The sequence below is a fragment of the Providencia sp. UF-183 genome (assembly GCF_058246155.1).
The window spans coordinates 132,234-153,402 of record NZ_JBSICD010000005.1 but is presented as its reverse complement, the minus strand read 5'-3'; the positions used below and the strand labels follow the sequence as shown (position 1 = coordinate 153,402).

Sequence of the window (21,169 nt, the reverse complement as noted above, 5' to 3'; positions counted from 1 at the left end):
ATGAGACGTTTTCCTTTAAATGCATTTCCATCTGAGTTACGTAACGTTATTAAAAATATTGAAGAACGTACACAAGCTCCTATTCCATTAATTGCATCTTCGGTAATTAGCGCTATTTCATTATCTTGTCAAAGTTTAATTGATGTAAATATTAATGAATCATTAAAAGGACCTGTGTCATTATTTTTATTTGTTATCGCAAACTCAGGCGAAAGAAAAACATCAGTTGATAGGATGGTAATGCAACCGTTTTATCAACATGATGAAATTTCGTTACGTCAATTTGATGCATGTAAAAAAAATCATGTAGTTGAATTGCAGATATGGCAGGAGAAAGAAAAAGCAATTTTAGGAGTAATAAAGAAAAAAACAGTAAAAGGACAATCTACTGAACTGGAGTCTCAACGCTTAAGAGAATTACAAATTGAAAAACCCATTTTACCGAAATGTAATCGACTAATCTATAACAATGCTACACCAGAAGCGCTACAGTCTGCTATGTATAATCATTCTCCAAATATTGGTTTAATTGCGGATGAAGGAGCAAACATATTGGATAGACAGGTCATGAAAGATTTGAGTTTCATTAATTCAATGTGGGATGGTGTCAGTTTTCATATTGAGCGTAAAACAACCCAAAGTTTTACAATAGAGGATAGCCGTATTACTTTATCTATGATGGTGCAAAAGAAACCATTTGATTTGTACTTGAAACGCCAAGGTGAAAAAGCACGAGGTAGTGGTTTCTTTGCTCGTTGTTTACCTGTTTTTATCGATGAAAAATTAACGACACAAGGCGAGCGATTTATTAAGCCTTATTTAAACGAACCAAGATATCTTAATTATTTTTATCAAAGGATAAGTGACTTACTAAATCAATATAATGCTGATAAAAAATGTGGTGAGAGAATCATTTTATCACTTGAGCCAGAAGCTCAATATGAGTGGAATAAAATATATAATGATATTGAGTCTAGCATTCATCCTGATGGGAAATATGCCAACATGAACGATTTTGCATCAAAGTTACCGAATAATGTTGCTCGGTTATCTGCACTACTTAGTTACTTTACGGAGGGAGACTGTGCAATAAGAAAAGAATATGTTGAGAGTGCTTGGTTATTATGCGAATGGTATATGGAGCAGGCTATTAATTTATTCTCTCATGAGGGGGGCTATTATGAAGCCTTGTTATTGTCTTGGTTAGATATGGATTATGAACGCTCAAATACAAACTGTATTAAGTTTAATGATATTCGTCGCTTCGGCCCTAATGCTTTACGAAAAGGAGAGTTATTGAATATTGTAGTAAATAACCTTGAAAGTGTGAATGCGATTGAAATAGATTATACAAGAGGAGGAGCAAAAATGGTCTATAAGGGTAAGTTTTTTCGTAACAATAAATTTACAAAAAATCCAGTCATTTCACATTATTAAATTGCTACTGTTGCGATTGTAGCAATGAATCGCAATAAATTATGTTAAAAACAGGTCAAACTAATATCAGAGTGAAATTATATTCGATAAAATTGAATAGCGTATGTCTAGCATGCTCTATATTCCCCTGTTTTTAATTTTAATTAAATCTAATGTCGTCGGTATAGTAATATATAATATCAATTTAATCGTATGAGTTACCTATTCTTAATTTAATGACTTAACATTAATTTAACAGGTTTAATTAATACATTATATTATATGAAGGTAAGTAAATTAAAGTTCTTTAAGCTTTATTTTTTCTTTAATTATTTTCATGTAATGGTTGGGTTTTGATATTGTATGTTTATTTATAACGATATTTTTATAGTCTATAAAAAATAACCATTGGTATAAATAAATGCAAGAATACTCATACAATAAAAAATATCAAAATGTATTTGTTGATGTAATCAATCAGGCAGTAAATGATTTTCCTCGTACTTTAGCTTTACGGGTAGACTTACGTTTTCCACGTGATTACAAATATAGTGATGCAGGTCGAGAGATAACACGCTTTATTGAATCACTTAAAGCTAAGATAAAGGTTGATTGCATAAGAAAGAATAAACGTTGGGAACGTAATTGGCGAAATCGTTTACGGTACATATGGGTACGAGAAATAGGTAATATTAATAAACGTAAACACTACCACGTATTATTATTACTCAATAAAGATTTTTACCATGGTGTAGGAAAATTCTATTCTGGCAATAGCTTATCTGCAATAATTCAGCAGGCATGGTGCAGTGCTTTAAGATTAGACTCTACTTTGTATGCTGCATTAGTACATTTTCCGGAAAAAGGAGTTTTCCATTTAAATATTAATAAAGACGATTATGAGGAACACCTTGGGCAGTTATTAAGTTTCATGGACTATTTAGCTAAGGATTATACCAAATGTTATGAGGATGAATACAGGTCTATTGGAAGGAGTCGAGAATAGTTGAATCGGCAACTCAGCTAGTAACGGACGTTAGTACGAGTCTAACGTCCGAGAGAGTCATTATAAGGCTCAGCGATTAATATTAGAGAAAACCATTTCTGGTAATATCAACACAATGTGTTGATGCATTGGCTATCTTACATTGAAGTAGCCATTTATCTAAATCTGTTTCTAACCAACCGACAGACTGTTTTCCCAACTGGCGTGGCTTTGGAAATGTGGGATCGTAGCGCTTCGATTTCGGGTTTAACCAGTCGTATATCGTCGAACGGGAGATGCCAATTTTTGCCATAACTGTACGAATGCGTAGGATCTTTATAGTTTGAGTATGGTGGTTCATTTTTTCTACCTCGTTTAACTGTAATAATCTAAGTTACCTTGAATAACGATTCTCTGTTATTCGCCACCTAAGCCTGTTGGCTGGTATGCGATACATTGTAATGAAGACGAATAGTGTCTAAAATTGGTAATTATTACTTACTTTTTTTGACATTGACTTATGCCATCTTTAACGAAGTTGCAAAAAGCAGCATTTGATGCGGTAGATACTCTTCATTTCAATCAAGTTTTTATGGGATTTATATACGGAGAATCTATAGAAGAGTGGTACCCTTGGATTCTTAATGGAATCAATAAGATACTACAGAAAGAAGGACTCACTGGAAAACAGGCAGAGATAACCAAGCATTACCTGCTGTGTGCTCTTGAGATTCGTTTAACGGCTGATGACCAATATTTGTCAGATGTGGCGGAGTCTTTTAAAGAGTTGAATCCTGATGATTCATCTTTAAATCGGGAGACCTTTGAGAAAAGAGCTAACTATGAGAGATTATATAGTTTCGCTACGCTTTCCATATTTGCTGAACATAATGGCGTAACCCCAAATTTTTTTTTGCAGGCAACTAATGAGTTGATGAGTGATAAAGTATTAGCATTGTCAACTATGCCATTTATTATTAGGTACCGATTGGCCGAATGTTGTTACGCATATGAATATCCTGATGCCCCTTTCCTCTTTTATCACGAGCTAGTAAATCGCAATATTATTGCATGTGGTAAGTACTCGCGGAAGACTGATAAATACGCGAGAGAACTTAATTCAGAGCTATCGCTGTTATTCATTCGAGCGGGCTTACTTTTTGAGCTTAAGATGTTACAAAGAATGTTAGAAGTAGCAATACCCTACGAGAAGAATGGTACTATTGTGCTCCCCAAGCTTGATGCTGAAACATCCCGTACAGATCGTAAACTTCTTGCGGATTACTATAAAAGGCTTGTTGATCTCTCATTACAGGGGAAAGATGAGGGGACACTTTTGTTTTTTAAGTGTAAAGAACATGTTTCGGTAATAAAAGCTAAAAAATTTCTAAACAATATGAATAGATTTTATTTTCATAAACGCATGTTTGGAGGTACTCAGGGAAAATGGCTTGGAACTCTAGGGGGATTTGAGATTGAGATTCGTAGTGTAGCGGAGCCAGAATTGGCAATTTATTATGAAGCAGATAATAGTCTGACAATTTCAGAGAAAGTAAAATCAAAATTTTTAGACTATGGTTTTAGTGTATCAGCTAGAAGTTTGTATTTACGGCATAAACCGATAAAAAAAAGCAGCTATCCTCAAATCTTATATTATTATTATGGGTTGCTAGAACAGCAATGTATGCTCCCTTGGCATATTAATCGTGATGGGTATTATGACTTGGCTCTTAAGTACAAAGAGAAAGATGTGAGTAAATAGAGGTTTGTTTATTAATATGTTTGTTGAATTATTCACTTAGTGGCCATGATTGACGGGCAAGTTATTATTTCTCTCTGCAGTTTTATCAAGGCCATGTTCACTGACTTGGTTAAGTTGGTGGAAAATCTGTATTTTTTGCGTTGTATGTCGCTACCACTAGGCTTGTTATAAAGGTACAATCAGTTAACTTTTTTAATATTCAATGTACTGATTACAATGACTAATAACAATTTCTCTTCAACAGCGGCATTTCTATGGTCAGTAGCTGACCTGTTACGTGGTGATTTCAAGCAATCTCAATATGGACGCATAATTCTCCCTTTCACCCTGCTAAGGCGCTTAGAGTGTGTCCTTGCTGCTACAAAGGCCGATATTCTGGCTAAATACGATGCAGTAAAATCAATGCCGATTGAAGCGCAGGACAAACTACTTACCCATGCTGCTCAGTTAAGCTTTTATAACACCTCAAAAATGGATTTGAACCATCTGGGTGAAACAGGCGTAGCGAATAATCTTCAGAACTATATTCAATCATTTAGCCCAAATGCCCGTGAGATTTTTGAGCACTTCGACTTTTTCAATACCATCGATAAATTGGAAGAAGCCGACCTGCTTTATAAAGTTGCAAAACGTTTTGCGACCACAGATCTTCACCCTGACACCATTAGCAACTACGGTATGGGTTTAGTGTTTGAGGAGCTTATTCGACGCTTTGCAGAAAGCTCGAATGAAACCGCAGGGGAACACTTTACCCCAAGGGATATTGTTGAGCTGACGACGTCATTGCTTTTCACTAACGAAGAAGAGTTAACCAGTTCGGGCTTAGTTCGCTCAATCTACGACCCTACAGCAGGAACAGGCGGCTTCTTATCGTCTGGTATGGAGTATGTCCACAAACTGAACGAGAAAGCTTCTTTATCCGCATTTGGTCAAGAGCTAAACCCAGAGTCATACGCAATCTGTAAAGCAGATATGCTGATTAAGGGGCAAAAGGTCGATAATATCAAGCTGGGTAACACCTTATCGAATGATCAGCTCCGCAATGATAAGTTTGACTATATGCTATCTAATCCGCCTTTTGGTGTGGATTGGAAGAAAATCCAAAAATACATCACTGATGAGCATACCCAAAAAGGTTTTGAAGGACGCTTTGGTGCAGGGTTACCTCGTGTGTCTGATGGTTCATTACTGTTTTTGATGCACCTGATTAGTAAAATGCGCCCTGAAAGCGACGGTGGTTCACGTATCGGTATTATCCTGAATGGTTCCCCACTTTTTACTGGCGGAGCGGGTAGCGGTGAGAGTGAAATTAGACGCTATATTCTGGAAAATGACTTACTCGAAGCGATTGTGGCACTGCCTACTGATATGTTCTACAACACGGGTATTGCCACTTATATTTGGGTGTTATCTAACCATAAACCAACTACTCGCAAAGGTAAGGTTCAGCTAATTAATGCGTCAAAAGAACGTGCTAAAACAGGTGGGCGTGGGCGTAGTGGTGGCGGTGAAGTTGAAGGCAATGATGAAAACGTGTTTTATGCTGCTATGCGTAAATCACTGGGCAGTAAGCGTAAAGAACTGACAGAAGAAGCGATTGAGACAATCGTGCAAACATACGGCCAGTTTGTAGAAAACGACTTTAGTAAAATCTTTGATTACAAAGAATTTGGTTATCGTCGAATTACGGTTGAACGTCCACTGAAATTAGCCATTTTCCCGAAAGATGCTATACGCCTCGAAGCTCTGCAAGCAGATAGTGTTTGGCAGAAAATGGATGAATCCATTCAACAAGCTATTCTTGACGCGCTAGCGTCATTTGAAGCCGAAAAATATTTGTCTCGTGATAAATTCCTCAAACAGTTAAAAACTAAGCTGGCAGATGTTAAATTAAGTGCAGTACAGTTGAAACTGATCGTGAAACACCTTGGTGAGCACGATGATGAAGCTGAAGTGTGCAAAGCCAAAGGCCAGATTGAAGCTAACCCTGATTTACGCGACAACGAAAACGTACCACTCACTGAAAATATTACTGATTACTTTGCTAGAGAAGTTCAGCCACACGTACCGGATGCTTGGATTGATGAAAGCAAACTAGACCCTCTAGATGGTGAAGTGGGTATTGTGGGTTATGAAATTCCGTTTAACCGCCATTTCTATGTCTACGAGCCACCGAGAGCATTAGAAGAGATTGATGCTGATTTGGATGCGATATCGGCTGAGATTATGGAGTTGCTGAAAGAGGTACATTCATAATGGCGGGGCGTTATAAGGTATATCCGGAGTATAAAGATTCTGGGGTGGAATGGTTGGAACGTCTTCCGTTAGGCTGGAAAACTATGAAAGTTAAGTTTCTGCTTAAGGATGGTTCTGAAGGAATAAAAATAGGGCCATTTGGTAGTGCTTTAAAGCTAGAAGATATGGTTGAAGATGGTATTAGAGTTTACGGACAAGAGAATGTAATTAAGAGAGATTTTACTCTAGGTAAACGATTTATATCGCAAGAAAAATACGATGATATGAAAATATATACTGTTGAAGCAGGAGACATTCTTGTAACAATGATGGGAACGAGTGGAAAATGTCAAGTTGTTCCAGAAAATGCAAGTCTTGGGATTATAGATTCTCACCTTCTTAAACTCAGAGTCAATAGTAAAATACAGCCGGAACTATTCAGATTGCTAGTTGATGAGGCTCAGGAAATTAAGAATCAAATAAGCAAGCAAGGTAAAGGTTCTATCATGCACGGCTTAAATTCATCGATTGTCAAAGAGTTAGAGTTTCCACTACCTTCTCTTGAAGAACAGACACAAATACTTAGTTTCCTTAACCATGAAATTGTGAATATCGACACCTTAATTGCCAAGCAAGAAAAACTGATTGAGTTACTAAAAGAAAAACGCCAAGCGGTAATTTCTCATGTTGTTACTAAAGGGCTTAACCCAGATGTGTCAATGAAAGACTCTGGTGTGGAATGGTTGGGGGAAGTGCCTGAGCACTGGGGAATTTCTAGTTTAGGATACTATGCAAAACTTAATACAGGGGCAACTCCAGACCGTTCAAATATCAGTTATTGGAATGGTGATATCCCTTGGGTTAAAACAGGTGAAGTGAGATACGACACGATCTACGAGACAGAAGAAAGTATTTCAATGTTAGCGGTTAAAGATACGGCAGTAAAAATTTCACCTTCAGGTACTTTGCTAATGGCGATGTATGGGCAGGGGGTTACTCGTGGTCGTGTTGCTATTCTTGGCATTCCTGCAACATATAATCAAGCATGTGTTGCTATTGAAGCAAATAACTTAATAAATAATGAATATTTAAAAATGTTTTTTATTGCTGCATATCACGCTATACGTGATGGAGGTAATGAGACTAGTCAAATGAATCTTAATGCTGACATTGTTAGTAAATTCAAGGTTACTATCCCTCCTAATTGTGAGCAACGTGATATTGTAAAACATTTGGAAACAACTCTTCCTCACTTTGATAAGTTAATTGAAAAGTCAGAAAATGCTATAAAATTAATCCAAGAACGCAAAACAGCTCTTATTTCAGCCGCAGTAACAGGCAAAATTGATGTACGCGATTGGAAGCCAGTAGAGAACAACCTTGTAGAGGTAGCTTAATTGTGATTGTAGACTTTGGGGCCAAATTAAAAAAACTCAAGGATGAGCAAATAAAACTAGCTGAGGAATATCAATCTAATCAATCTTTTGAATTAGCCTACATCGCTTACTGGTCTGTAGTTGAGCTCTTTAGCAAAGAAGTTGGTGAGTTCTTCCTCAAGCAACAATTAGAGAAAAAGTTGATTGAGTGGCAAGATTACCTTTCAGGCAAACTGAAATCTTGTCCTAAAGGAAGTAATATACCATTGAAGTTAAAATGTTCGGCCATTCCACCTATGAATCAATTAACAGAGCTGCTAGGTGAATTACCGAAAACGGCTAATTTGCTCAATTCAAAATTAAAGTATAGAAAAAGGCGTAATGATATCGCTCATCGAGCCACAAAGTTTAATAAGGAACAGACTTTTCAGGAATATAGAAAAGCTGTTATTGATTCTATTGAAGAGTTGGAGCTCGCCGTAAATCAATCTTTGGGAGACGATAGATGAGTGGTATAGCACAAGAAAAAATATTCCAAAACGACATCCTTGACCAAATGCTATCTCACGGTTGGTTATTAGGTGAATCGAGCAAGTACAACAAAGAGCTGGCTCTTTACCCAGAAGACGTTATCACGTTTGTGAAAGCTACACAGCCAGAGCAATGGGATAAACTCGCGCAGCACTTTCCAAATACAACAGCTGAAGCGCTACTCAAATCATTAGAGCAAGAACTTAAAAAAGAGGGCACACTCTGGGTATTGCGAAATAAGGTCAATAACCGAGGTGCTAAGTTTGATCTGTGTAGCTTTAAACCAGATCACGAGTTGAACCCAACGGCAATGGTTCGTTATCAGCAAAATATTTTACGTGTTGTGCCTGAACTGGTTTACTCACCCAATGGTTATGACGGTCGATTAGATTTAACGCTATTTGTGAATGGAATACCAGTTGCCACTTGTGAGCTTAAGTCTGAGTTTAAACAGTCAATTGATAATGCCAAAGTCCAATATATGAAGGACAGGCTACCGAAAGACAAGAAGACACATAAGTCCGAACCGTTATTGACCTTTAAACGGGGGGCATTGGTTCACTTTGCCGTCAGTCAATACAACGTGGCAATGACCACGAACTTAAATGGCAAAAATACCTATTTTTTACCGTTTGACCAAGGGACAAGCGAAGGCGGTAAGGGGAATGATACCCCCGAAGATGGCAGCTATGCGACATCCTATCTTTGGAATGAAATTTTCCAAAAAGATAATTTGCTGCTTATCCTTGGGCGATATATTCACCTTGAAGTCAAAGATGTTGAAAACCTAGACGGCTCAATTAGCCGAAAAGAAACTATGATTTTCCCCCGTTATCATCAGTGGGCTGTAGTTTCTAAGCTGCTTAAAACTGTTGATGGTGAAGGTACAGGCCATAAGTACCTTATTCAGCACAGCGCAGGTTCAGGTAAATCAAACTCGATTGCGTGGTTATCTCACCAATTAGCATCAAAACACTATGATATCGATCACCCTGAACTTGATAAGCAAGCAGGGGATAAGGTATTTGATTCCGTTATTGTGATCACTGACAGAACGGTGTTGGATAGCCAGCTACAGGATACAATTTATCAGTTTGACCACAGCGAAGGGATGATTGCTCGCGTTAACCGCGAAGAGGCTCAAGGCTCTAAATCTAGCCAGTTAGCTGGGGAGCTGAAGGTTAGTACCTCTATCATTATCGTGACTATTCAAACTTTTCCTCACGTATTAGAAGCGATACGCCAAGACTCAACCCTTGCAGGCCGAAGCTACGCTGTGATTGCTGATGAAGCGCATTCAAGCCAGACAGGGACAACGGCTCGTAAACTGCGTGAAGTCCTTATGGCAGAGCAATTAGATGGTGATGAAGAGCTAGATAGTGAAGATATGCTGCGTTTATCACTGGAAGCTCGTAAAGGCTCGAATAAACTCAGCTACTTTGCTTTTACGGCGACACCGAAGGCAAAAACATTAGAGTTGTTTGGTCGTAGACCCAATCCTTATGAACCAGCAAGCGATACCAATAAACCCCAGCCTTTTCATGTCTACTCAATGCGCCAAGCGATTGAAGAAGGTTTTATTCTCGATGTTCTGCAAAACTACACCAGTTACCGAGTGGCTTACCAATTAGCGCATAAAAACCCGGATTTAGATCATGAGGTAGACAGTAAGAAAGCAGCATCAAAGATGGCAAAATGGGTTCGCTTTCACCCTTACAACATTGCTCAAAAAGTGGAAACTATCATTGAACATTTCAATGATAAAATTAAGCATTTGCTAGGCGGCGAAGCCAAAGCGATGGTCGTCACCAGTAGTCGCTTAGAAGCAGTACGCTACAAACTTGCTTTTGAAAAATATGTGCAAGATAAGGGCTACACCAATGTTAATGCAATGGTGGCGTTTTCGGGGGAGGTGAATGACCCTGATTTCCCTGACCATGCTTTCACTGAAAATAATATGAACCCTAATCTCCGTGGTCGCGATATGCGCAAAGCATTTGATACCTCAGATTATCAGGTCATGCTGGTGGCGAATAAATTCCAGACGGGTTTTGACCAGCCTAAATTAGTGGCGATTTATGTCGATAAGCCATTAAAAGGCGTTGAGTGTATTCAGACGCTTTCGAGGTTAAACCGCACTTATAAAGGTAAGGAAAAAACCTTTGTGCTCGACTTCGTTAATGATCCTGAAGATATATTGGCAGAGTTTAAAGTATATTTCCAAACGGCAGAACTAGCTGATGTCTCTGATCCAAACATTGTCTATGAATTAATGAAAAAGCTCGACAAAGTTGGTATTTATCAATGGCGAGAGGTTGAGATGTTTGTTGAAACATATAACAACAAGCAAGCAAATCAAGCCAAACTCGCGAACCAGTGCAAGCCAGCTGTTGACCGCTTTTCTGTCCGTTATAAGGATGTATCACAGGTTCTTAGAGCGGCACAATCGGAGCTGTCGAAGGCAAAAATTGAGAAGAACGACAAAAAAATTAAGTATGCTGAAAATAGCGTAAAGCACGCGAAAGAAGCCCGAGATATTCTTGAGGTATTCAAGAAAGACCTTATCTCGTTCTATCGCTATTATGAATTTACTTCTCAGATTGTCAATTTTGATGATTATGAATTAGAAAAGCTGAGTATTTTCGCCAAATATCTTCATCCGTTGCTGCGCCTCGATGTTGTGGAAGACGAAATCGATTTATCAGATGTTGTGATGACACACTACCGTCTTCACGAGCAACGCGAAGCCGATTTACAGCTTGGCCTTATGATTGGAGAAGAACCAAAGCCTTATCTGCCTGCAGCAAAAGAAGGCTCTGGTGCTGTGCCTAAAGATCCCAAAACTGAACTGCTTAACGAGATCATTCAGCGAATGAACGACTTGTTTATTGAAGATGGTTTATCTGAAAATGATATGCTCAATTATGCGAATACCATTGCAGGTAAAATCTCAGAAAATGAAGTCGTTATGGATCAGCTGCGCAGTAATACCAAAGAACAAGCTATGCTCGGCCAATTCCCTGAGTCAATCAATAATGCCATTATTGAGAGTATGGATGTCCATAATGAGATGGCAATGAAACTTCTGTCTAATGAAGCGATAGCGAAAGGCTTTGCTGGATTGATGTTTGATGTGTTAATGAAGGGATTAGGAAAGGCTAGTGAAGCTCAACGTTAGTATATGGTAATTCACCATCTTGGGAATAAGCTCAGGGTGGTGATGTATTTGTATGCTTTGGATAAAGATATGTGCTAGTAGAAAATATATGCCAAAACGCTTAGGTATTAAACGGCTATAGAGTCTGACTGAAAATGGCTATTGTGTTCATTCCTTCACTTGTAGCACTGCTTGAATCTAAAGAGAACGAGGTTGGGTATGAACTAACTCAGAGTGAGGTTGACTCGATCCGCGATAATGCAACTACTATTGAATTGCCATCAGACATTGTCGACGATATGGATAAAAGCCGTGGCTATCAGGATCTCAATGCAAGTAATGTCTGGAATGATTGGTTAATTTACAAGAAAACTAGATGATTGTGAAAACAGTGGAAGTAATACGAACTGAGTTTCTTAAAATTACTGATGATATAGGTGAGGTATAATGCTTAACCCTATGTACCACTTTGATTTAAAAATGAAATTAGTAGGTATTCGCACTAATAAAACTAAACTATAGTTAAATTTCAACAGGTCATCAGCTTTGGTATTTTGTTCTGTACCTCGCTCAACAATTTAACGAGTGTGATGTCCGCTATGAGCGAAAAGCGGAAGTTCTAGCATAACTAATGAAGACATGACTAACATTGACACATGTTGATCTGCTGGGAACTGATTATCTAGCTAATCACCACCTAATACACACTCCAAGATACAAGCTATGCGCCTTAAGAGAGCCCCCGATAAACAGAGTTCGATTACACAATGCAGACGTCATTTCTATATCGCTATAAGAGTACTAAAATTCTGGCAATTATCCAGATAAGCCTCATGCTGGCTGAATGTGTTAGGCCAGTATAATTCGGGAAAACTTCTAAAACTGTGAACAATTTTTGTAGACCACTTCATACCACCTTAAAATAAATATTAGTATTTACCTTTAAAGCATGTGGCAATAAATTGTGTTTTTCCATCATTGGATATTTCTGAGTGCAGCACATCAATTTCATACTTAATCATAAAATCAGAAATATCTTCAGTACAAAAAAAACTCTTCCAATTAGATATTCTTGATATATTTTTTTCAAAAGCAATTGCATCTATATCTGCATTTTCAAGGGTTAGTAATTTTTTGTCTGTGGTATTAAAACTCAGCATGTAAGTATTAACTGGGTTATCCATCGTATGTTTTACACCCATATATTTAACATCCCAACTCTTTGAATTTATAATTTTTTTTTGGATATATTCATCTAGCCAGATATTAATTTTATCCACTTCACCCTTAGTTATTTCCTCATTGTGAATAAAATCACTTTTATTAAAAAAATATGTTTTTAATGTTCTTCCGTCAACAACATCTCTGATTGTTAGTATATTGTTTGTCATAGAGAAAAATACCTGAGGTTCAGCCAGATCAGCACCATACCAACGAGCATTCGGTAGATTTTCATCGAAGAAGCTTAGTCTTGATAATGACTCTTTTCTGCACAGATATGAAAATGATTTACCATCTTGGTTTCTTATATATTTAATTCTATTAATATTATTTGAAACTGAGGTCGAATGCATTGTATCAATATCTCTATCATAGACGACAGATAATCCTGCTTTGCAAATTTCTGATAGTGAGAATAATTCTTGATTTCCTGCTGAAATCGCATTTTGAATGAATGAAACACTCAAAGATAAGACAGTGAATAAAATAAGATTATTGGTTTTCATTGTGTTCGCCATGATTTTTACTAAATTTAGTGTATTAGTAATTATGAAGTTTGATAATTCTAGCTATTTGATAGTTATTCATATCGCTATAAAAATACCAGAAAATAAAATTATTAATTGCTATATTTAGCCCATAAATCACCTTCAAATTAATGAGTTAATTTACATCATTAGAGATAGAATCACTAACGAGCAATATTTCACCAATAATTCTATTGGTAGAGTTCGCCCTTTTCCGTGAACTATTTTGCGGCTTCAAGTTTAAATTTTTCTGAATATTGTTTGCTGCCCATATAGCGTATGCGTTAGATTTCAACTTTACACCACGAATCTTTCTGGGAGATGGTTTAATTCTAGTGTTCCATAGTATTCGTGATGTCCGCTTTTGGCACTAAGCTGACATATAGATGGTGTATAGTTTTGTAGTATTATTGTACCAGCTCAAATTTGAGCTGGTACACACAAATTACCCAACTAGCGATATCCCTCTTATCCCACCTTCAATAATACTCCCTCTATCTGCCTCCTCAATAAAATCTGCCCACCATTGCATCATAGGGCGTCTTTGCTCTAGGTAATCACTGCGGTTATAGGCACGTCTCACTTCATTTTTATCAACGTGGGCTAGGGCGGCTTCGATGACATCTGGTGGGAAACCTTGCTCATTGAGTGCGGTACTGGCAATTGAGCGAAGACCGTGTGAGACCAGTACACCACCGAATCCAGCGCGTTTTAATGCTGCATTGACGGTTTGGCTATTCATGGGTTGACTCGGCTTGATACGGCTAGGAAAGATAAACTCACGATGACCACTGAGTGGTTTCATTAGTTCTAAGATAGCTAAAGCAGCGTCAGATAACGGAACAGTGTGCTCACGGTTCATTTTCATTCTAGCAGCCGGTATCTTCCATTCTTTGGTTTCAAAGTTGATTTCGTCCCAACGAGCTTCAGCGGCTTCGGCAGGGCGAGAGATGGTAAGCAGCTGCCACATAAACAAGCATCGAGTAGATAGGCTAATACTAGCTGTACGCATTGTCTGCATGAGCTTTGGTAGCTGATCAGGGGGAATACTTGGCATATTCTTTTTCTTGGGTTTTTCAAAAGCCTTGCCAATATTGATACTCGGTACGGCATCAATTAAGCCAGTATTTTGAGCATAGATCATCACTTCGTTGATACGCTGACATAGGCGACGAACCGTTTCTAGCGCACCTCTAGCTTGAACCGGTTGTATTGCTTGGACCAATATATGCGCTTTGATGTCGGTAACGCTGATATCGCCTATGGCGGGAAAAACATCTCGTTCAAGTGAACGCCAGATATCATTACCGTAGTCTTCTGTGACGGTGGATTTCTTCACTTCCCACCAACGTTCAGCGACAAGTTGGAAGGTATTTGCCTTAGCTTCTAAGGTGTTACGGACTTGCTCTTTATGGTGATCTTGTGGGTCTATCTGCTTAGCGAGTAGTGTTCTTGCTTCAAGGCGGTAACTACGTGCATCAGCAAGACTGACGGCAGGGTAAGACCCAAGACTCTTTTTAGCTCGCTTTTTAGTGAGAGGGCGAATGTAGCGAAATGACCACAGCTTGCTGCCATTGGATTTAACTAATAGCTCTAATCCATCGCCATCATAGAGGACATAATCACTCTGTTTTGGCTTTGCTGCGTCGATCTCTTTTACTGATAATGGTTTGGTTTGTCTTGCCATTTTTGATGTTCCATTGTTTTTAGGCACCTCAAAAACTATAAAGGTTAACGAGGTGCCTATCAAGGTGCCTAAGATGATTGGATTTAATTAGGTGACATCAGACTGTGCAGGACATAAAAAAGCCCGCAACTCATTGAGTTAGCGGGCTTTTCAGTCTTCTTTGGACGTCCTTAGAAGATAATTTGGTGGAGCTGGCTTGAAGCACCTCCCCATAGCAACTGTTTGATTCTTCTATCTATGTCGATGAAGTTAATGACACATTAGTGTGTCACAGTCGATTCATGGCTGCAAGGGCGAAATATTGAAGTTTAATATGAGTTCAACTCCCTTTTCGGGAGCTGAATTATTAACTCATATCTAAACGTTGAATTACACCTGCAGATATGGCTGCTCCTAACAAGGGACTAGGACCTCTTCTTGATTCACCAATGATTTTAACTATTTTAGTTGCTCTAGTGATCGCTACATACATCCTATTATGAGCGGTATAATTTTGAAATATATTACTAGTGTTACTGATTGAACGATCTTCTCTAGGTAATCTTCCTTTATCTACACCGACCAAGATAACAGCATCAAATTCTAGTCCCCCAACATAATCGGCCATAGCCACGATGTAGTCATTTTTATTTTTTGCATCCTCTATAACTTCAATATCACCACGTTGATGTAAATAACTAACAGGTCTATTTTGTTGTTCAAATTCAGTTTTAGCATCTTCATAGAGCAGACGATCAAAATAAATGATAACAATCCTATGCTTCATGCAATTTAAATCTCTTTGTACTGTACTTGCTAAGTCAATAGCTTTTTGATGTATTGAACGATTTGATTGGTCATATAGTATATATTCTGGCTTGTATTCTTCTAATTCTATTTGAATATCTGTAGCTTGAGCTAATGGATCAATAAAATTAGTAAATAATGATGTACCAGAACTGGTAATCATCGATGCTAATTTAGTAATACTTGTAGAGCATCTAAACACAATAGTAAGATCTGTTTTTTCCTCCAAACTAGAATGATCTGCAATATTCAAATAATCTAAAATAGAATCATTTTTCCAAGCAATATCTCCTATTGCTTGTGTTGCATCTACAGCAAAAGATATTGGTGCACTAGTATTTTCTTTTGTTAGGTAGTGAATTATACTTAATTCATTAAAGTTTAAGAGATGAAGTTCATCAATAATAATAAAGTCATATCCTTCGGTATTTCTCCTCCTTTTCCATAAAGGAGATTCAAGCCTTCCTATTGCTGATAAAGCTATATCATCAGGATCAAATTGACTTAAAGCGTCTAATTTCAATTGGTAATCTTCAAAAATCTTGAAGATAAAGTAGCGATCGTCTTCAGTTTGTGTCGGTAGTGTGAATTGTTCATATTTATCACTAACATATTCTTCTTTACTATTGCCACAGCGGCCTTTAATAGCAACACCAAATTCATGTATTAATAACTCAGATAAGGCAAATGAATCCTCAATATTAAATAAATCATACAACTCTTGGGAAATGATATTTTTATGATTTTTTAGTTCACTCTGAACTTTTTCTACAATTTCCATAATGTAGAGCAATTGTGTTTGCTTTGCTTCATAACTATCTTCATCTAAAAGTTCTGTTTGGCTGACATCATTACCTAATTGCTCCATACAAACTTGTTGAATTGTTCTAACTCTTATTTGTGATAATTGAGCATCGTAGAAGGACTCTGACGATTTAGCTGTAACCTTTAAAAAATATTCAACAGTGTTTTTAACTGCGGTACTAGGAACAATAAAAAGAACTTTTAGCTTATAATCACCTGAAGTTATAGCTCTTAATGCTTTCAGTACTAAACAAATAGTTTTTCCTGAACCTGCGGGGCCATGTAATCGAGCAGGTAACTTCCAATTAGCATCTACAAAAGCTAATTGTTTATCTGATAAAAGTTCAAAAGGATTATTTCTACCTAATAAAACAGTAGTATTAAGTAAGTCATTTTCACCTAGGTTAACTGCACCTGATATATTTTCTTTATTTTTTTCAGAGGTTTTTTTGTGTGTGTTTTTGAATAAATCAACAGAATATAATCCATCTAAAGCTCTTTTTAGTACTCCTACTTCACATTCTTCTTTATTTTTAGCTCCTGAGTTTTGTCCAAATTTATAAATGCAAAGATGTTTTCCTTTATATTTTCGTTCTTTATTTGACTTGTTTCTAAAAGGAGCTAATTCAATAGCAACTTTATATGAACTACCATTTCTTGTTTGAAATGGAAATATTATTCCTTTTGTCGAGTCTAAAGGTATTATCTCCGAGCTACTATAAGATAAGTTATCCCAATATTTGATGCAAAATCTGAGGGATTTTTGTATGCTTGTTACTTTCATACTATCATCAACGTCATCGAAAGATAGTGCTTTAAAATCTAATGTAACTGAATCTCGTTCAATCATATATTTGTCATCATCATGAAGAATATATAATCCTTTATTCTTTTCTATATGATAAATTGGCAATTCTATATTTTCAAAGTTAGGTAAGGTTCCATTAGCAATATTTACTATGAATGATGAATTTTTAAAATCTAAACTTTGCAAAGTTCTTGCTTGAATAATTACTTTTGTTGCTTCATAGCTTAAGCAGATAAAATCATATTTCATTTAATTTATCCTTTAAAATGTTCACTAGTTCTTTATCAATATCTTCAGTACCAATTCTACTATAAAAATTAGAAAATTTTTGTAAGATATGCTCTATGTATGGAGAGTTTAAAATGGAGATGTATGATATTTCCTTTTTATAGATAGTTAAGTATTGATTAATAACATCATCAGTGTTTCTATTTTTTATACCCTGTAATAGTTTAGCTGCAATAGTATAAGGTATTGATATTGGTTCAGATAAGTCAACTACATATGGTTCTAATACTTCATCTAAATCAATTTGCTCTAGAAAGTAAATTGAATTTTCAGTATTATTGATTAATGAACTCGAAAGATTTTTTCTTTCATCAGAAACAAATTTGAGACTGTAATCACATTTTTTAGACATAAACATATTAAGATGTTGCTTAATATCTTCACATCCTTTTTTTGGGGGGGCTGAGTCAATTAATTTTGTGATAGTGCTCAGAGGATAAGTTGATAATAAATTAAAAGAAATACCTAGCTTTTTTAGCTGTTCTTTCAACTTATTTTCGAGCTTCCCTTCGACTCGTCTAAAAACTATTTCTTGGCCTTGATTATTCAACCATTCACTTGCTTTATATATTGGTAAACACAGAATATTTCTAGCTTTACCATTTGCAATATCACATCTTGCAGTGATTACGAGTGCATTAGTGTATGTATCTTGGTTTACATTCAAACCTTCAAATATACTTCCTTGTGTAAAGGTAGTAGAGTTTGGGTGTGTAAGTAGTTCTCTCATTCTTTCCTCAATTCGAATAAGTATATTGTTATGGGGAGACCTTTCATTGTTAGAGTGGCTTGTATTTTCTATTGGAGAAATTAATTCGATAGCCTTGATATGGGCAATGTATAATCTCTAAAATAGATTAGAAAAACTTAAGCTATTTGTTGGCGATTCTACCCTTTAACTTAGAGCAATGCATTAATTACAATATGAAATTATTTTTTATATGCAGTGTTGTTCTTTTTTGCTACAAAAACTCTTAATTTTTCGAACTCTATTGCACAAAAAATCTTAGTAGAGGGGCGGTTAGTACTTCTATGATTATTTTGCTAACCGCCATATTTGATGATAGCTATTTAGACTTTGACTCCTTAGTTTCAATAAAGCCTTGTCCTACAAGATTCCCCATGCGCTTGCCGAATACTTTACCTGCGGCAGCTCCAATTCCACCCCCGACGATTGTGCCAACACCGGGAAGGATGAATGAACCGATGATCGCACCTGCCTTGGCTCCTGCAACAAATCCACCTACGTTACCTGCTAATTCGCCATACTTCGCTTCCTTGCTGTCAATTTGACCTGATACGACACCAATATCGACGTTAACTTGTACGACTTCATCAAAATTTTCACAGGGAAGGTTGGCAAGTTGATAATCGGAAAAGTCAGCTAATAACTTGTTAGGTGGTACACCTTGATTAATGAGTTCATCACAGATACCAAGTACTAAGTCAAGACCAAATCCACGGTATAAGCGTGTTATCTTTCTAACCAGAGGGTTTTCATCATATTGTTTAGTGATAGTATCTCGGATAGTTTTACCTAGAGGGTTTGAAAATAGATTGTAGAGATGAGCAGCTTGGCCTAGCCAATTATCGTTATCTGCTAGCATAGCCGTAACTGCACTGATGCTTTTTGCTCTTTGCTCATCAGTTAGCTTTAAGTGATTATAAAGCTCAGAATTGTTCTTTTCGCAAAGTGCTTTGCACAGTATGTAGGGAATATCAACAAGGCAAGCGGTATCCTCTTCTTTTTCAATGAATCCGGTAGACTGCATTATCATGATGGTTAATGCAGTAGCTTCAATGCGTTGAAAGTCGTCCATGTTAACTACCCCAGAAATTTATGAAAGAAACTGGACAATCCATCAACGTGTTCGTCAGTTAGGTTATCACCAATCATTGATATATGCTCAGATGAACCATCAGCAATATCATGGAGTGTCATCCCTTGAAAATCAGGTATAGACATGGCTTGAAATGAACCTGTTGAACTCAAGTAATCAATGCCACCAAAGATGTTGGGTCTCGCAAAGCCCTCTAGCTGCCCCATGTCACCGTGAAACATCTCAGTGTTGCCTAAAGTACTAGTGTGCCCTAGAGACTCTCCAGTTGCTCCTGAGAGATTATAACCACCGAATACGTTTGGCATTGCTGAGCCTACATACTGACCATCTTTCATGAAAGAGATACGGTCTGCAAAGTTTGTCATTGTGTAAAACGGCATGATAATTTCCTTATAATGAAAGTCTTTTATGATTGTTAACAATGCGATAAATGCTAGTGATACTTATATTCAGCTGTTTTGATATTGCAGGTTTGGTTATCCCTTGAGCGAGCAAATTCAAAACTTCTGTTGTTTTCGCTCTGGCGGTAGCTTTCCGTCCTGTATACCGACCTTTTAATCTGGCAAGCGCAATACCTTCAGCTTGCCTTTCTAACATGATTTCTCTTTCAAATGTCGCAATGGCGGCGATAATGCTTATCATCAATTTGCCTGTTGGGGTTGCGGTATCAATACCGATATTCATGATGAGCAGTCTGACCTGCTTAGATTCAAGGTAATCGGATATTTCGAGGAGGTGCTTTGTATTACGTGCAAGGCGGTCAAGCTTCGTGACTTTGACGGTATCGCCCTCTCGAACATAATCAAGTAGAGCCGCTAACTCGGGGCGGTTGTTTTTTGCTCCACTGATGACTTCTTTAAATATTTTGTCACAATCTTGCAACGAGTTGAGTTGAGTCTCTAAGCTCTGTCCTCGTGTTGATACTCGTGCGTAACCAATCATTGCCACAATGGCCTCCTTACCCCTAGCGATAGGGCATGGTATGATGGATTTCTATACCAAAGCTCAAATAGCCACTTTTGCTATGGTGGGATAACTTATTGAGTTATTTAGCTGGTGGTATGATATCGAAGCATGCTTATTGGTAGGGGGATAATGAAATTTAAGTTAGGTTTAGTTGTATGCCGCCGATACAACTTTTAGTAGATGAAAGGCAAATGTGATAAGCCCTTTTATTAATGCAGTGAGGAGGATTGCTTTCATAGCAGACCTTTTTCAGCAAATGATATTGTTTCTCCACCAGCCACAATAATGTGATCAAGCAGCGTTATATCGAACAACTGCATGACTGTTTTCAGCTTATCGGTAACTTTAATATCGCTTTTTGATGGAGTTACCGTACCAGAAGGATGGTTATGGGCACAGATAATATTGGCTGCGTTGAGTTTTAAGGCTAACTTCGCAATTTCTCGGGGATAGACATTTGTGTGATTAATGGTGCCGTTAAACATCTCAACGTACTGTATGACTTGATTTTGGGCATTCAGATAGATTACTGAAAACACTTCTTGCTCTTTATCTCCGAGTTGAACAGCGAGGAAGTCATAAGTATCTCGAGGGGATGTTAGTTGTTCGGTATGGTATAGCTGCATAGATAGGTACTCTCTAACCTCGTTGATTTTTTGTTGCATAACAATCTCCTAATATATTGTTCTATTTTCTTATACCTTTTAATTAGCGTATTATTTTATGTGTTCATATTGAATGATTTGCTTTACATTCTAACTGTTACATTCAGGCTTTAA

The 21,169-nt window shown here is 37.2% G+C and carries 16 protein-coding genes; 7 read left to right on the top strand and 9 right to left on the bottom strand.

Annotated elements, in window-relative coordinates; all coding sequences use genetic code 11:
* A complete protein-coding gene (locus tag AC4IFT_RS06330) occupies positions 1 to 1,437 on the top strand; it encodes a YfjI family protein (RefSeq protein WP_490750867.1) in 1,437 nt (478 codons plus the stop codon).
* Between the two features lie 400 nt (positions 1,438 to 1,837).
* The gene (locus tag AC4IFT_RS06325; protein WP_490750866.1) at positions 1,838 to 2,422 is read left to right on the top strand and encodes an inovirus Gp2 family protein; all 585 of its coding nucleotides are present in this window, start codon (positions 1,838 to 1,840) and stop codon (positions 2,420 to 2,422) included.
* A gap of 82 nt (positions 2,423 to 2,504) precedes the next feature.
* Here the strand turns inward: AC4IFT_RS06325 and AC4IFT_RS06320 are convergent, their stop codons facing one another.
* Complete coding sequence (locus AC4IFT_RS06320) at positions 2,505 to 2,762, bottom strand: helix-turn-helix transcriptional regulator (RefSeq protein ID WP_272691020.1); 258 nt, start codon at positions 2,760 to 2,762, stop codon at positions 2,505 to 2,507.
* Between the two features lie 159 nt (positions 2,763 to 2,921).
* On the opposite strand from AC4IFT_RS06320, the gene AC4IFT_RS06315 reads away from it, so the two are divergent.
* The 5 genes from AC4IFT_RS06315 to AC4IFT_RS06295 all read left to right on the top strand — a co-directional run bounded on the left by AC4IFT_RS06315 (position 2,922) and on the right by AC4IFT_RS06295 (position 11,483).
* Complete coding sequence (locus AC4IFT_RS06315; protein WP_490750865.1) at positions 2,922 to 4,163, top strand: hypothetical protein; 1,242 nt, start codon at positions 2,922 to 2,924, stop codon at positions 4,161 to 4,163.
* Between the two features lie 216 nt (positions 4,164 to 4,379).
* Positions 4,380 to 6,419, top strand: a complete 2,040-nt coding sequence (locus AC4IFT_RS06310) for a type I restriction-modification system subunit M (RefSeq protein WP_490750864.1) — start codon at positions 4,380 to 4,382, stop codon at positions 6,417 to 6,419.
* Positions 6,419 to 7,795: a restriction endonuclease subunit S gene (locus AC4IFT_RS06305; protein WP_490750863.1), complete on the top strand. Its 1,377-nt coding sequence runs from the start codon at positions 6,419 to 6,421 to the stop codon at positions 7,793 to 7,795. Before AC4IFT_RS06310 ends, AC4IFT_RS06305 begins: the two co-directional genes overlap by 1 nt.
* A 2-nt stretch (positions 7,796 to 7,797) precedes the next feature.
* The gene (locus AC4IFT_RS06300; RefSeq protein WP_490750862.1) at positions 7,798 to 8,283 is read left to right on the top strand and encodes a hypothetical protein; all 486 of its coding nucleotides are present in this window, start codon (positions 7,798 to 7,800) and stop codon (positions 8,281 to 8,283) included.
* Positions 8,280 to 11,483 (top strand): type I restriction endonuclease subunit R, encoded by a 3,204-nt coding sequence (locus AC4IFT_RS06295; RefSeq protein WP_490750861.1) that lies wholly within the window; start codon positions 8,280 to 8,282, stop codon positions 11,481 to 11,483. The genes AC4IFT_RS06300 and AC4IFT_RS06295 overlap by 4 nt, the downstream gene beginning before the upstream one ends.
* Positions 11,484 to 12,391: 908 nt before the next feature.
* On the opposite strand, the gene AC4IFT_RS06290 is transcribed toward AC4IFT_RS06295, so the two are convergent.
* From AC4IFT_RS06290 to radC, 8 genes are all read right to left on the bottom strand, one after another.
* On the bottom strand, positions 12,392 to 13,189 hold the full coding sequence (locus tag AC4IFT_RS06290; protein WP_490750860.1) for a hypothetical protein: 798 nt from the start codon (positions 13,187 to 13,189) through the stop codon (positions 12,392 to 12,394).
* Between the two features lie 466 nt (positions 13,190 to 13,655).
* Positions 13,656 to 14,897, bottom strand: coding sequence for an integrase (locus AC4IFT_RS06285; protein ID WP_490750859.1), 1,242 nt, complete (start codon positions 14,895 to 14,897; stop codon positions 13,656 to 13,658).
* A 346-nt stretch (positions 14,898 to 15,243) separates the two neighbouring features.
* On the bottom strand, positions 15,244 to 17,544 hold the full coding sequence (locus tag AC4IFT_RS06280) for a UvrD-helicase domain-containing protein (RefSeq protein ID WP_490750858.1): 2,301 nt from the start codon (positions 17,542 to 17,544) through the stop codon (positions 15,244 to 15,246).
* Positions 17,534 to 18,313 (bottom strand): hypothetical protein, encoded by a 780-nt coding sequence (locus tag AC4IFT_RS06275; protein ID WP_140180213.1) that lies wholly within the window; start codon positions 18,311 to 18,313, stop codon positions 17,534 to 17,536. The genes AC4IFT_RS06280 and AC4IFT_RS06275 overlap by 11 nt, the downstream gene beginning before the upstream one ends.
* 337 nt (positions 18,314 to 18,650) lie before the next feature.
* The gene (locus AC4IFT_RS06270; protein WP_140180215.1) at positions 18,651 to 19,403 is read right to left on the bottom strand and encodes a glycine zipper domain-containing protein; all 753 of its coding nucleotides are present in this window, start codon (positions 19,401 to 19,403) and stop codon (positions 18,651 to 18,653) included.
* A 5-nt stretch (positions 19,404 to 19,408) separates the two neighbouring features.
* Positions 19,409 to 19,804: a hypothetical protein gene (locus AC4IFT_RS06265; protein ID WP_140180217.1), complete on the bottom strand. Its 396-nt coding sequence runs from the start codon at positions 19,802 to 19,804 to the stop codon at positions 19,409 to 19,411.
* A 10-nt stretch (positions 19,805 to 19,814) separates the two neighbouring features.
* Positions 19,815 to 20,366 (bottom strand): recombinase family protein, encoded by a 552-nt coding sequence (locus AC4IFT_RS06260; RefSeq protein WP_257644765.1) that lies wholly within the window; start codon positions 20,364 to 20,366, stop codon positions 19,815 to 19,817.
* Positions 20,367 to 20,623: 257 nt separating this feature from the next.
* Positions 20,624 to 21,055 carry a RadC family protein gene (gene radC / locus AC4IFT_RS06255; protein ID WP_490750857.1) on the bottom strand — a complete coding sequence of 144 codons (432 nt, stop codon included), beginning with the start codon at positions 21,053 to 21,055 and terminating at the stop codon, positions 20,624 to 20,626.
* Positions 21,056 to 21,169: the final 114 nt, after the last annotated feature.

Coding starts and splice junctions, on each gene's coding strand:
- AC4IFT_RS06315 (WP_490750865.1), top strand. CDS start 2,922: ATGCCATCTTTAACGAAGTTGCAAAAAGCAGCATTTGATGCGGTAGAT.
- AC4IFT_RS06280 (WP_490750858.1), bottom strand. CDS start 17,544: ATGAAATATGATTTTATCTGCTTAAGCTATGAAGCAACAAAAGTAATT.
- AC4IFT_RS06330 (WP_490750867.1), top strand. CDS start 1: ATGAGACGTTTTCCTTTAAATGCATTTCCATCTGAGTTACGTAACGTT.
- AC4IFT_RS06275 (WP_140180213.1), bottom strand. CDS start 18,313: ATGAGAGAACTACTTACACACCCAAACTCTACTACCTTTACACAAGGA.
- AC4IFT_RS06260 (WP_257644765.1), bottom strand. CDS start 20,366: ATGATTGGTTACGCACGAGTATCAACACGAGGACAGAGCTTAGAGACT.
- AC4IFT_RS06285 (WP_490750859.1), bottom strand. CDS start 14,897: ATGGCAAGACAAACCAAACCATTATCAGTAAAAGAGATCGACGCAGCA.
- AC4IFT_RS06270 (WP_140180215.1), bottom strand. CDS start 19,403: ATGGACGACTTTCAACGCATTGAAGCTACTGCATTAACCATCATGATA.
- AC4IFT_RS06305 (WP_490750863.1), top strand. CDS start 6,419: ATGGCGGGGCGTTATAAGGTATATCCGGAGTATAAAGATTCTGGGGTG.
- AC4IFT_RS06310 (WP_490750864.1), top strand. CDS start 4,380: ATGACTAATAACAATTTCTCTTCAACAGCGGCATTTCTATGGTCAGTA.
- AC4IFT_RS06265 (WP_140180217.1), bottom strand. CDS start 19,804: ATGCCGTTTTACACAATGACAAACTTTGCAGACCGTATCTCTTTCATG.
- AC4IFT_RS06325 (WP_490750866.1), top strand. CDS start 1,838: ATGCAAGAATACTCATACAATAAAAAATATCAAAATGTATTTGTTGAT.
- AC4IFT_RS06295 (WP_490750861.1), top strand. CDS start 8,280: ATGAGTGGTATAGCACAAGAAAAAATATTCCAAAACGACATCCTTGAC.
- AC4IFT_RS06290 (WP_490750860.1), bottom strand. CDS start 13,189: ATGAAAACCAATAATCTTATTTTATTCACTGTCTTATCTTTGAGTGTT.
- AC4IFT_RS06320 (WP_272691020.1), bottom strand. CDS start 2,762: ATGAACCACCATACTCAAACTATAAAGATCCTACGCATTCGTACAGTT.
- radC (WP_490750857.1), bottom strand. CDS start 21,055: ATGCAACAAAAAATCAACGAGGTTAGAGAGTACCTATCTATGCAGCTA.